Consider the following 12,854-nt stretch of genomic DNA (forward strand, 5'->3'; position numbering starts at 1 on the left):
TCTTCATATGGGGCGCAGTCTCCGAGCCCCTCGGCCAGTTGGAGCCGCCAATCAGCCTGACACTGCGCCCAGAACACCTCGAACTCGGCACGCTCCTCGAGTGTGGACGGCGGGTAGCCGTGAGCCGCGAAGAACGGATCGACACGGCCCGGCTGGGGAGTATCGCCGCTCTGGCTCAGAGAAGAAGTATACCAAAACCATGCGCCAGAGTCGAGAGATTCTCAGATATGTTTGGATTTATGTGCGAATATGCATTCGGGCCGACCACGCGTTGTCGAGACGGCTCAGGCCAGTCCATGGCGGTCTCGGCAAGCTCGACCAACGGAAAGAGTCGCGTTCCACAAACAGGCCACGTTTGGGAAGGCACGCTCCGGCACCCACAAAAGATCGCTTGGAAGCCCGAACGCGGGGCAATTAGTCCGTGGGTGCCTCGTAGGGGTCGACCGCCAGCACGTCGACCACGATCGCGGTGACGTTGTCTCGACCACCGTTTTCGAGGGCCGCGTCGACCATCGCTGAGACGGCATCCGCTGCCAGCTTCTTTTCGAGCAAAAAATGACGAATACCGTACGAGGTCAGTTCCTTGGTGAGCCCATCTGAGCAGACCAGGATGCGCATGCCGACCTGGATCGGCAGAATGCGATAGTCGGGAATAGGCGGTTCGTGAAAGCCGACCGCCCGGGTGATGATATTGCCGTGCGGGTGCACGTCGGCCTCTTCGCGGGTAATGCGCCCCGCATCGACGAGTTCCTGCACGACCGAGTGGTCGTTGGTGATCTGCTCGAGTACACCGTTGGACAACTGATAAACCCGGGAGTCGCCGATGTTGAAGACGATCCAACTGACGGCATCCGAAACCAGGGCCAGTGCAACCCCGGTCACCGTTGTTCCGGTGCCCTGGTCGGTGACTCCGACACCCTGTGCCATATCCTCGACGGCCAGCACGAGGGCGCGGTCAATCGAACCGGCCTCGGCGACGAGCGTTCCGGACAGCTCGGCCAGCCTGGTGACGACGGCGGCACTGGCGACATCGCCGGCCGAATGCCCCCCCATGCCGTCGGCGACGGCGAACAGCGGTGGCGCGGCGAGCAGGCTGTCTTCGTTGACCTCCCGGCGATGACCAACGTCGGTCAAGGCAGCCCACGCCAGCGTTAACGACGTTCCAACGCTGGGCAGTTCGACACGAAATTCGGTCGAACCTTGACCAATCTGGGTCACGGGTAGTGCCTTCCGAGTGTGGGGCGCGAAGCCGGCCCCGCCGTTCCAACGTTCACCGAAGGACTTGCACCATAATAACGGCACCGTCCGTTGGCACCGTACCGCACCTAATGTCCGATGTAGCTCATCACGTGCTTGATCCGGGTGTAGTCCTCGAGGCCATACATCGAGAGGTCCTTGCCGTACCCGGAGTGCTTGAAACCGCCGTGCGGCATCTCGGCCACGATCGGTATGTGGGTGTTGATCCAGACGCAACCGAAGTCAAGGTGCTTGGCAAAGCGCATCGCCCGACCGTGATCCCGGGTCCACACCGACGACGCAAGACCATACTGCACGTCGTTCGCCCAGCGCAGCGCCTCGGCCTCGTCAGTGAATCGCTGCACGGTCATCATCGGGCCGAAAATCTCTTGCTGCACGGCCTCGTCGGTCTGCAGCAGTCCGCTCACGATGGTCGCTTCGTGAAAATAGCCGGCCTGGCCGACGCGATGACCGCCGAGTTCGAGCACGGCGTGGTCGGGCAGCCGGTCGACGAAACCGGAGACCTGAGCGAGCTGGTTGACGTTATTCACCGGGCCGAACAGGATTCCCTGTGCGCTGGGAGCACCGGTGCGCGCGTTCTCTCTGGCGTAGGCGGTGAGCGCGGCGACGAATTCGTCGTGAATGCCGGCCTGCACGAGCAGCCGGGTCGCAGCGGTGCAGTCCTGGCCGGCGTTGAAGAAGCCGGCGGCGACGATACCGGCCACGGCGAGCTCGATGTCGGTATCGTCAAAGACGATCACCGGTGCCTTGCCACCGAGTTCAAGGTGGACCCGTTTGAGATCATGTGAGGCAGCTTCGGCGACGGCCATACCGGCCCGCACCGATCCGGTAATCGATACCAGCTGGGGAGTCTTGTGGTCGATCATGGCCGCACCGGTCGTGCGGTCACCGGTGATTACGTTGAGCACTCCCTTCGGCAGGAACTCCGCGGCGATCTCGGCAAGCAGCAGGGTCGCGCTCGGCGTCGTGTCGGAGGGCTTGAGCACGGTCGTATTGCCGGCGGCGAGCGCGGGCGCGAATTTCCAGACCGCCATGTTCAGCGGGTAGTTCCAAGGCGTGACCTGACCGACGACACCGATCGGTTCGCGGCGAATGAAGGAGGTGTGGTCGGTCAGATACTCGCCGGCCGCACGGCCCTCCAGATTGCGGGCGGCTCCGGCGAAGAACCGAATCTGATCGACCGAGAGCAGAATCTCGTCGTCGACGAGGGTCGAACGTGGCTTGCCGGTGTCGAGCGACTCGGCGTCGGCGAATTCCTCGGCACGCGCCTCCATCGCATCCGCTATGCGAAACAGTGCGAGCTGCCGGACCGCCGGGGTCGTTTCGCCCCAAATTTCGAAAGCGGATGCCGCGGCGCGGTAGGCAGCATCGACGTCGGTCGCGTTCGAGACCGGGCTCGAGGCATAGACCGATTCGGTCGCCGGATCGATCAGGTCAAACCGTTCCGTCGACGTCGACTCGGAGTGCTGGCCATTGATGAAGTTGCGTAGTTCGGGGGCGCTCATGCGGCCCAGTGTACCGATTTCGGTTTGAAGCACACCCAGATTCACAAATGAAATCCGCAGTGTTTTGCGAAGACTGCTACGGATTCGCTTGCTGAAGTGCATTTCGACTGACACAATCGATGCATGAATGGACAAAGGCGTGGTCACCCGCCCAAGCCGGCCCAGCTCGACGATGTGTCGAAGAAGATCATCGAACAACTGCAGGTCGACGGACGCCGGTCGTACGCGGAGATCGGCAAAGCTGTCGGCCTCAGCGAGGCGGCCGTGCGGCAGCGGGTGCAAAAGCTCACCGATTCCGGCGTCATGCAGGTTGTCGCCGTAACCGACCCGATGCAGCTGGGCTTCTTTCGCCAGGCGATGATCGGCATTCGAGCCTCGGCCGACACCCGCATTCTCGCCGAGCAACTCGCTGCGATTGATGCCGTCGACTATGTCGTACTCACGGCCGGCACCTTTGACATTCTCGCCGAGGTCGTCTGCGAAGACGACGACGAATTACTTGAACTGCTCAACTCCAAGATCCGCAACCTCGATGGGGTTCTCTCCACCGAGACTTTCGTTTATCTCAAACTCCACAAACAGTTTTATAACTGGGGAACACGGTAAAGAACATGACGCTCACCACACCCATCGATTCACCGGTTGCCTTCAGCGACGCGCACAACGCCGAGTTGCAGCAAAAGGCCAAGGATCATCTCTGGATGCACTTCTCCCGTCAGTCGGTGATGGAATCCGGCGCCGGAGTGCCCATCATCGTCAAGGGCAAGGGCCACCACATCTGGGATTCCCGGGGCAAGCAGTACATCGACGGCTTGAGCGGATTGTTCACCGTCAACGCCGGACACGGACGTAAGCGCCTGGCCCAGGTCGCCGCCAAGCAGGCCGAAGAACTCGCATTCTTCCCGATCTGGTCGTATGCCCACCCGAACGCGATCGAGCTCGCTGACCGCCTCGCCTCCTATGCGCCCGGCGACCTCAACCGCGTGTTCTATTCGACCGGTGGCGGCGAAGCCGTTGAAACCGCATTCAAGCTCGCCAAGTACTACTGGAAACTGATGGGACGCCCGACCAAGCACAAGGTCATCTCCCGCAACGTCGCCTACCACGGCACCCCGCAGGGTGCGCTGGCCATCACCGGCATTCCGGCAATGAAGGAAATGTTCGAACCGGTCACCCCCGGCGGCTTCCGTGTTCCCAACACCAACTTCTACCGCGCCGACGAAATGAGCCCGGGCCTTGGCCTCGGCGACAACCTCGAGATGTTCGGCCAGTGGGCCGCCAACCGCATCGAAGAGATGATCGAGTTCGAAGGGCCGGAGACCGTGGCCGCCGTGTTCCTCGAGCCGGTGCAGAACTCCGGTGGCTGCTTCCCGCCACCTCCAGGCTATTTCAAGCGCGTGCGGGAGATCTGCGACAAGTACGACGTGCTTCTGGTCGCCGATGAGGTCATCACGGCTTTCGGTCGCATCGGCAATATGTTCGCATCGACGACCTATGACATTCAGCCCGACATGATCACCTGTGCCAAGGGCATGACGAGCGGATACTCGCCGATCGGTGCGACCATCATCAGCGACCGCATCTACGAGCCGTTCAAGCACGGCGATACGACGTTTTACCACGGCTACACCTTCGGCGGCCACCCGGTCTCCTCGGCCGTCGCCCTGGCCAACCTCGACATATTCGAGGAGGAGAAGCTCAACGAGAACGTGCGCGAGAACTCGCCGTTGTTCCGCAAGGAGCTGGAGACGCTGCTCGACCTACCGATCGTCGGCGACGTGCGCGGTGCCGGCTACTTCTTCGGCATCGAGCTGGTCAAGGACAAGGGCACCAAGGAAACGTTCAACGACGACGAGTCCGAGCGTCTGCTGCGCGGCTACCTGTCCAAGGCGCTGTATGAGGCGGGCCTGTACTGCCGCGCCGATGACCGCGGCGACCCGGTGATTCAGCTCGCTCCCCCGCTGACCATTGGCCCGAAGGAATTCGCCGAGATCAGCGAGATTCTGCACGGCGTGCTCTCGGAGGCACCGAAGCACCTGTAGTTCGTTCGCCGGGACCTGGTCTCGCCTTCAAACGAATGCGCGACCGGGTCGCCGTCGGGCAGCACCTGCCTCAACCGCCGGCGGCCCTCGCCTCGTCGTCGTCTTCGTTGTTCTCGCCCTCGAAGGACCACAGAGCGTCGTCGCTGAGCGCGGCATCTTCGCCAAAGTCTTCGTCATTTTCGTAGCCGAAATCGTCGCTCTCCGCGTCGTCCCGGCGCGGAACCGCGAACGCCCACTCCGGCAGGTGTCCCGACCCGAGCAGCACTTCCAGCAGGTTCGCCATGCTGTACCGCGGGTCGATGGCGAGCGCTTGGTCCACGAAGAATCCGGCAACGGAGCCACTGCCGAGGGCCCAGGACAGCCAGGCGAGCATGCAGAGCGGCGCCGGTCTGGCGGAACGCGGCGCCAGCGCAACCACGGTGCGCAACAGGGTGATGGCCATCCGGATCCGGTCGACATCCGGTCGTTCCTGCCGCAGCCCGAGCATGATGTCCCCGGTATGTTGGGCGCTCGAGTCACCGGAGTCCATCTCCTCGGCCACAAGATCGTCGAGGCTACGCCCGGTCTCGTGCTGGAGCAGGACGTAGTGCAGGTTGACCTTGTGGGCGCGAACGCCTTCCTCGCGGCCGAAGGCGAACTGCACCATGATCTGGTCGCGATTGGGCGGTGACTGCACGAGCACGAGCAGCGCTGCCGCGTCATCCTCGGTGGGCGGATTGCTCCAGGTCAGCGCTTCCTCCGCGATCGCGACCGGGTCGAGCAGCGCGCCGAGGGTAGGAAACAACTCCGGGGCATTTTCGGCCCGCGCGATCAGGTGGCGGTAGCGCCGGTAGACCCGGGCGAGGCGTTCCTTGGTGGCCAGATTGACGCCGACCGGTTCCGCGCCATTCTGCAGAGTGCCGAGCGGTCGCGCGGCCGGATCGGTCGCCTCGTCGTTCAGTGGGGACTCGGCAATGTCACTGAGCGGATGCCCGCCCGCCGGGCACTGCGGGTCGAGATAACTGCCCCAGGCATCCACTGACACGCAGAGCGAATCACGCAACAGAAAACCGCTGAGTTCGAGCCGCCGGTTCAGTATCTCCGCAAAACTCTCCCGTGGGATTCCGCGGGCTTCGACGAAGGAGTCGTCCGTGTAGATGACGGGAACGACAGCGTCGACGCCGGGAATCTTGCAGAGCATCCCGGCCAGTGTCGTGGCGATGCGTTGATACACCTTCTGCGGTGCGCCATCCTCGGGCAGGTTGAAGCGCAAGGCGCCGCAGGTGCGATTGCCGCGAAACGCGACGAGAACCGCGCTGGTCTCGGGCAGAAACCCGAGCAGCTGGGGAACGAGTGCCAGAAAGTCCTGGGCCTTCTGGGCTTTAACACGGGTTGGTTGCATGCCGCCACTGTGCCCGGTCGCGCGTAAACCCGCCGCTACCGACCGCGTATCTGGGGATCACCTCGGCGGCAGGCCCCCTGTGGAGGAGACGCTCTAAACCTCGTCGGCGACCGGGGCCGCGAACTGCGCCGCATACAGCGACTGGTAGGCACCGTTCGCGGCGAGCAACTGCACATGGTTGCCCTGCTCCACGATGCGGCCAGACTCCATCACGAGAATCAGGTCGGCGTCGCGAATGGTCGACAGCCTGTGCGCGATGACAAAGCTGGTGCGTTCGGCCCGCAACGCGCTCATCGCCTTCTGCACGAGCACCTCGGTGCGGGTGTCGACCGAGCTCGTCGCCTCGTCAAGGATAAGAACGCTCGGCTTGGCCAGGAATGCCCGGGCAATGGTGAGCAGCTGCATCTCCCCCGCGCTCACGTTGCCTCCCTCGTCGTCGAGCACGGTGTCATATCCGTCCGGAAGCGAGTGCACGAACCGGTCCACGTACGTGGCTGTGGCGGCAGCGAGAATGTCTTGCTCCGTCGCATCCGGTCGGCCGTAGGCGATATTGTCGCGGATGGTGCCACCGAACAACCAGGTGTCCTGCAGCACCATTCCCATACGGCTGCGCAGGTCGTGCCGGGTCATGGTCGCCACGTCAACGCCGTCGAGCAGGATGCGCCCGGAATCAATCTCGTAGAACCGCATCATGAGGTTCACGAGGGTGGTCTTGCCGGCCCCGGTCGGGCCGACGATCGCGATGGTCTGCCCGGGTTCAGCGACGAGGCTGAGCTCTTCGATCAGCGGCTTCTCGGCGCTGTAACGGAACGACACGTTCTCGAAGACCAACCGGCCGTGCGCTTCAGTCGGCGTCTCCGCCAAGTCCGGGTCTTCGCTCTGCTCCTCGGCATCGAGCAGGTCGAAGACCCGTTCAGCGGATGCGACGCCCGACTGCAGCAGGTTGGCCATTGACCCGAGCTGCGCGAGCGGCTGGGTGAACTGGCGGGAGTATTGAATGAACGCCTGCACGTCACCGAGCTGCATGGCGCCGGAGGCGACCTGCAGGCCGCCGACGACCGCGATGGCGACATAGACGAGGTTGCCGATGAAGGTCATCGCCGGCGTAATCAGGCCGCTGATGAACTGCGCGCCGAAGCTGGCCTCATAGAGTTCGTCGTTCTTGGCCTTGAACCGGGCGTCGACTTCCTTCTGCCGGCCGAACACCTTGACCAGGGCATGGCCGGTGAAGGTCTCCTCAATCTGACCGTTGAGCTCCCCGGTGTTCGCCCACTGGGCCACGAACAGCTTCTGCGAACGCTTGGCGATGAAGGCGGTGATCACGAGGGTCAGCGGCACGGTGACGAGCGCGATCAGGGCGAGCAGTGGCGACAGGATGAGCATCATCACGATGACGCCGATCACGGTGAGCAGGCTCGTGACTACCTGGCTGAGCGACTGCTGCAGGCTCTGCGAGATATTGTCGACGTCGTTGGTGACCCGGCTGAGCAGTTCACCGCGCGGCTTCTTATCGAAGTAGCTCAGCGGCAGGCGATTGATTTTCGCCGCGATCTCTTCGCGCAGCCGGTAGACGGTACGCTGCACGACTCCGTTGAGTACGTAGGCCTGCATCCAGCTGAACACGCTCGAGAGTACGTAGAGCGCGAGCGCCCAGAACAGCACGGTAGAAAGCATAGCGAAGTCGATTCCGAGCCCCGGCGTGAGCGTCATGCCGCTGAGCATGTCGGCCTGCGTGCTGTCACCGGATGCCCGCAGCCCCGCGATCACGTCGGCCTGACTGCTGCCGCTCGGCAGCGATTTCGACACCACGCCGGAGAAGATCAGGTTGGTGCCCTCGCCGAGCAGGCGCGGCCCAAGCACCGAGAACGTCACGCTGATCACCGCGAGGGCGAACACGAGCGCGAGCCACAGGCGTTCCGGCCGTAGCTTGCCGAGCAGTCGTTTGCCCGAGGCCGTGAAATTCAGGGATTTCTCGGCGGGCAGGTTCATCCCCCCGAACGGCCCACCACCGCGCTGCGGGCGCGGAGCCGGCTTGTCGTCAGCGTGTGTCTCGCTCATGCTGCTTCCTCCGCGGTGAGCTGGGATGACACAATTTCCTGGTAGGTCGTGTTGGACTCGAGCAGCTGCTCGTGCGTTCCTCGGCCGACGATGCGGCCGTCTTCCAGCACCAGAATCTGGTCGGCGTCGATGATGCTCGACACCCGCTGGGCGACGATGAGCATGGTGGCTCCATTGGCGCTCTGTTTGAGCGCGAGCCGCAGCCGGGCATCCGTCGCGAGGTCGAGGGCCGAGAACGAGTCGTCGAAAATGTACAGCTCCGGCTGTTTCACCAGGGCGCGGGCGATCGCGAGGCGCTGGCGCTGCCCACCCGACACATTGGTGCCGCCCTGGGTAATCTTCGCATCAAGCCCGCCCTCCATTTCGGTGACGAAATCCCGGGCCTGGGCGATGGTAAGCGCCTGCCAGAGTTCCTCTTCCGTCGCATCCGGCTTGCCGTAGAGCAAGTTGCTGCGCACAGTGCCGGAGAACAGGTAGGGCTTTTGCGGTACGAGACCGATATTGCCCCAGAGCAGGTCGGGGTTCAACTCGCGCACATTCACGCCATCCACCAGAACGGAGCCGCTTGTGGCGTCGAACAGTCGCGGCAACAGGTTCACTAGGGTGGTTTTGCCACTCCCCGTACTGCCGATGATCGCCGTGGTCTCGCCGTGGCGAGCGATGAAGCTCACGTTGCGCAGCACCGGTTGTTCGGCGCCGGGATAGGCGAAGCCCACGTCGAGCAGTTCGAGCTCGCCGTGGCCGACGGTCACGTTCACCGGGTTTGCCGGCGGCACGACACTCGACGCGGTGGCCAGCACTTCGCCGATGCGGTCGGCCGAGACGGCGGCCCGCGGAATCATCACGGCCATGAACGTGGCCATCATGACCGCCATCAGAATCTGCATAAGGTAGCTGAGGGAGGCGATCAGGGTGCCGACCTGCATCGAACCGTCTTCGATGCGGAATGCGCCGAACCAGATCACGGCGACGCTCGACACGTTGAGCACGAGCATAACGATGGGGAACATGAGCGCCATCAGCCGACCCGAGCCCAGGGCCACGTCGGTGACGTCCTGGTTGGCCTTGGCGAACCAGGCAATCTCTTGCTTCTCACGAACAAACGCCCGAACGACACGGATGCCGGTGAGTTGTTCCCGCAGCACCCGGTTGACGGTGTCGATGCGAGTCTGCATCTTGCGAAACAGGGGAACCATTCGTACGACGATGAGACCAACCGCGATGAGCAGTATCGGCACGCTCACCGCGATCAGCCAGGACAGCTGCACATCCTGGCGGATCGCCATGATCACGCCGCCAATGCTGAGGATGGGCGCGGAGACGAGCAGTGTGCAGGTGGTGAGCACGAGCATCTGCACCTGCTGCACGTCATTGGTGGAGCGGGTGATCAGCGACGGAGCGCCGAACCGGGTGACCTCCTGCTCGGAGAACTCCCCCACCCGGCTAAAGACCGCCCCGCGCAGGTCACGACCGACCTTCATCGCTACCTTGGCACCGAAGTACACGGCGACGATCGCGCACCCGATCTGCGCGAGCGTGATGAGCAACATCAGCCCGCCCACACGCAGAATGTAGCCGGTGTCGCCGGTAGCGACGCCCTCGTCGATGATGTCGGCGTTGAGAGTGGGCAGAAAAAGGGAAGCAATCGACTGGGCCAGTTGAAAGACGATCACCCCGGTAAGCAGTTGCCAGTACGGCCGCAGAAAACTCACGAGCAAGGACCAAAGCACGAAACTCTCCTACTGAACGGTCTAGATGCGTGAATAGGCACCGCCCAGACCGAGGGGTCGACGCAGCTACCTCTGATGCCATAGTGCACTCTTTCCGACACGTCGTCGACCGAAATATTGCGCGCTGCGCAAAAAACGCCGACTTCGGCACAACTTCACATCAGACGTTCAGGCAAAGAGGTCCGAAATGTAAGCCACCTCGTCGGCGCTCGGCTGCCACGCGGTCGCCGCGCTGGCATTTTGACGAATCTGTTCGGGCTTGGTCGCGCCGGCAATCACACTCGTCAGCCCGGGCTGGGCGAGCAGCCAGGCGAACGTCGCCGCCAACATGCTAACGCCACGCGCGTCGCACCACTCCTGGTACTGCTCGATCACGTCCCAGGGAGCATCGTCAGCGAGGTGGCGCCGGATCATCATGATGCGGCTGTCAGCTGGCCCACCCGCACGGGAGAACTTGCCCGTGAACAGTCCGTTATAGAGGGGGAAGAACGGGAGAAAGCCCAAGCCGTAAGCGTTCACGGCCGGAAGGACCTCCTCTTCGACATCGCGCACCAGCAGGCTGTACTCGTTCTGGCTTGAGATGAATTTGGGATGCCCGTTCATTTGCGCTGTGAACTCCGCCTCCGCGATCTGCCAGCCGGCCAGATTGGAGTGGCCGATGTAGCGAATCTTGCCCTCGGTGATGAGGTCATCGAGCGTGGACAGCGTTTCCTCGATCGGTGTCAATGGATCGGCGACGTGCAGCTGATACAGGTCGATCCAGTCGGTTTGCAGACGTCGCAGCGATGCCTCAACGGCCAAACGGATGTATCGGCGCGAGCCGCGCGAGCCCCAGTCCGGACCGTTCAACCCGCCCATGTCCATGCCGAACTTGGACGCGAGCACAATCTGGTCGCGTTTGCCGCGCAGCGAGTGACCCATCAGGGTCTCGCTCAGCTCTCGCTCGGCACCATAGATGTCTGCCGTGTCGAAGAGCGTCACCCCGGCCTCGAATGCCGCATCAATGACGGCGGTCGTGCCGTCCTGTCCCTCCGACGCCGTGCCGCTGCGGCCGAAGTTGTTGCAACCCAGTCCGATCGTTGAAACGGTCAGTCCGGAGGAGCCAAGTCTGCGATATTCAATCTGAGCCATTCCTTTAGACTATGACCGTTCGGCCTGCTCGGGGCAAACCGACCGTCTCCTGCACAGCGCACCGTTGCGCGCGTTCGGCACCGATGTCCGAAATCCGCGAGCGCGCTCATTTGGGTGCGGCTACAGTCGAAATATGACCACCACGCCTCCCGCGCTCCTTCGCTTGCCGAGCCCCCTCGGGCGGCTTGAGCTCACCGCCGATGATGACGGCATCCTCTCCCTCTCGATCGAAACGGACGGTCACCTTCCGCTCGCAGAATACGCCGAGAACCCCTCCCCCGTGCTGCGACAGGCGGCCGAGCAGCTGGACGAGTACTTTGCGGGCACCCGACACTCGTTCGACCTTCCGGTGCACCTGACCCGCGGCACCGAATTTCAACGCAGCGTGTGGGCTCGCCTCTCAACTCTGGGCTTCGGCGAGGTCATCTCGTACGGTGCGCTCGGCACTGACATCGGGCGCGCCGGATCGGGCCGCGCCATCGGTGGAGCTGTCGGCGCCAACCCGGTGCCGATCATAATCGGCTGCCACCGCGTGCTCGCGACCACGGGGCGAATCACCGGTTACAGTGCCGGTCAGGGCATCCCCACCAAGGCCTGGCTGCTCGACCACGAGGGCATCATGCACCACTAGCCTGCTCCCGAAGACACGTCTGCGTGCTACTGCGCCGTGAAGATCGTCGACTTCGCCGGCTGGCCCTTGCTCGCCAAGTGCTGCTCGACGAGAAGCTGAAGTTCACCGGGCGCACCGGGTGCCAGGCTGATACCGACCGACCGGGCCCAGTCGATCAGGTCGGCAACGGCCCCGAATTCCTGCCCGCTGTCGATCAATGCCCGCGCGAATTCCCCCTTGGACTTCTTGTTGAAGTGATTGAGAGCGCGCCTCTGGCTGTCGCCGCTGTCGGCGACGACCCGCAGGTAGATCGAGTTCGGGCGCACCGGACGGGCACCCAGGGCGACATAGGCCTCCGAGCGCAAATCAAGCAACAGGCCCTCGGTTCGGCCGAGGAGCTTCTGCACGTCGGCGGCCCAATGTTGTTTGAGCGAATGCTTGTTCAAGGTCAGATCCGGCACCCGGGAGTCATGCGACAGCCGGTAGGCCGGAATCGGGTCCAGGGCAGCGAGCGGCCCGAGCAGCGCGGAATGCACGACCAGGTGGGCCTGCGCGAACTCGCGCTGCGGGACCGTCAGGGTGGCAGCATCCAACCCATCGAAGAGCACCCCGGTATAACGGTCAATGACTGGCATGGTCGGCGACCGCAGAAGCTCACGGTTGCGGTCCAGTTCGAACAGCTGGGTGCGACCGAGTTTCAGGGCGGCCATCGCCGCTTCCGGGTGCCGCGACAGGCTCACCAGCGCCCGGGCCAGGGATCGGCGCTTGACGCTGAGGGCCGGGTAGGCCAGGAGCGACCAGTCCAGGGGTACAGCTTCGCCGCCGGAGCGTTTCGTCTCCGACGGCGGTAGCAGTATCAGCAAAGGTGTTCCGTTGTTAGACGAGTTCAGCCTTGCGAGCCACGACGGTCACAATGTCGTTGTCGACGGACAGAAAGCCATCTTCAGCCTTCGCGACGACCTTGGAACCATCGGCCAGGGTGAGGCGAACATCGCCTATGGCCAGAATCGCCAACATCGGTTCGTGACCGGCAAGAATACCGATCTCGCCCTCGACGGTCTTGGCGACGACCATCGTCGCTTCGCCGGTCCAGACCTGCTGGTCGGCCGACACAACGCTGACGGACAGCGACTTTGCCAT

11 protein-coding genes are annotated in these 12,854 nt (G+C 63.4%); 3 read left to right on the plus strand and 8 right to left on the minus strand.

Translation table 11 applies throughout. From position 1 onward, the window contains the following. Positions 1-414: 414 nt before the first annotated feature. Both CXY80_RS17315 and CXY80_RS17320 read right to left on the minus strand, forming a co-directional pair. On the minus strand, positions 415-1,218 hold the full coding sequence (locus CXY80_RS17315; RefSeq protein WP_104133212.1) for a PP2C family serine/threonine-protein phosphatase: 804 nt from the start codon (positions 1,216-1,218) through the stop codon (positions 415-417). Positions 1,219-1,325: 107 nt separating this feature from the next. Then, on the minus strand, positions 1,326-2,762 hold the full coding sequence (locus CXY80_RS17320; protein WP_104133385.1) for a gamma-aminobutyraldehyde dehydrogenase: 1,437 nt from the start codon (positions 2,760-2,762) through the stop codon (positions 1,326-1,328). A gap of 123 nt (positions 2,763-2,885) precedes the next feature. Between CXY80_RS17320 and CXY80_RS17325 the strand changes: the two genes are divergently transcribed. Both CXY80_RS17325 and CXY80_RS17330 read left to right on the plus strand, forming a co-directional pair. After that, positions 2,886-3,368, plus strand: coding sequence for an Lrp/AsnC family transcriptional regulator (locus tag CXY80_RS17325; protein ID WP_092448738.1), 483 nt, complete (start codon positions 2,886-2,888; stop codon positions 3,366-3,368). A gap of 5 nt (positions 3,369-3,373) precedes the next feature. Further along, entirely contained in the window at positions 3,374-4,804 is a 1,431-nt protein-coding gene (locus CXY80_RS17330) for an aspartate aminotransferase family protein (RefSeq protein WP_092448739.1), read from the plus strand. 70 nt (positions 4,805-4,874) lie between these two features. Here the strand turns inward: CXY80_RS17330 and CXY80_RS17335 are convergent, their stop codons facing one another. The 4 genes from CXY80_RS17335 to CXY80_RS17350 form a co-directional block, all read right to left on the minus strand. Beyond that, entirely contained in the window at positions 4,875-6,185 is a 1,311-nt protein-coding gene (locus CXY80_RS17335) for a DUF4192 domain-containing protein (RefSeq protein WP_104133213.1), read from the minus strand. Positions 6,186-6,278: 93 nt separating this feature from the next. Continuing rightward, positions 6,279-8,243, minus strand: a complete 1,965-nt coding sequence (locus CXY80_RS17340) for an ABC transporter ATP-binding protein (RefSeq protein ID WP_104133214.1) — start codon at positions 8,241-8,243, stop codon at positions 6,279-6,281. Continuing rightward, complete coding sequence (locus tag CXY80_RS17345) at positions 8,240-9,973, minus strand: ABC transporter ATP-binding protein (protein ID WP_104133215.1); 1,734 nt, start codon at positions 9,971-9,973, stop codon at positions 8,240-8,242. Before CXY80_RS17345 ends, CXY80_RS17340 begins: the two co-directional genes overlap by 4 nt. A 168-nt stretch (positions 9,974-10,141) precedes the next feature. Continuing rightward, on the minus strand, positions 10,142-11,104 hold the full coding sequence (locus CXY80_RS17350) for an aldo/keto reductase (protein WP_104133216.1): 963 nt from the start codon (positions 11,102-11,104) through the stop codon (positions 10,142-10,144). Between the two features lie 133 nt (positions 11,105-11,237). Between CXY80_RS17350 and CXY80_RS17355 the strand changes: the two genes are divergently transcribed. Beyond that, positions 11,238-11,735 (plus strand): methylated-DNA--[protein]-cysteine S-methyltransferase, encoded by a 498-nt coding sequence (locus tag CXY80_RS17355; RefSeq protein ID WP_092448742.1) that lies wholly within the window; start codon positions 11,238-11,240, stop codon positions 11,733-11,735. A 26-nt stretch (positions 11,736-11,761) separates the two neighbouring features. On the opposite strand, the gene CXY80_RS17360 is transcribed toward CXY80_RS17355, so the two are convergent. Both CXY80_RS17360 and CXY80_RS17365 read right to left on the minus strand, forming a co-directional pair. Next, entirely contained in the window at positions 11,762-12,577 is an 816-nt protein-coding gene (locus CXY80_RS17360; RefSeq protein WP_092448743.1) for a YaaA family protein, read from the minus strand. 13 nt (positions 12,578-12,590) lie between these two features. Continuing rightward, complete coding sequence (locus CXY80_RS17365) at positions 12,591-12,854, minus strand: F0F1 ATP synthase subunit epsilon (protein WP_092448744.1); 264 nt, start codon at positions 12,852-12,854, stop codon at positions 12,591-12,593.

The sequence above is a fragment of the Cryobacterium sp. M91 genome (assembly GCF_002929615.1).
Lineage (GTDB): Bacteria > Actinomycetota > Actinomycetes > Actinomycetales > Microbacteriaceae > Cryobacterium > Cryobacterium levicorallinum.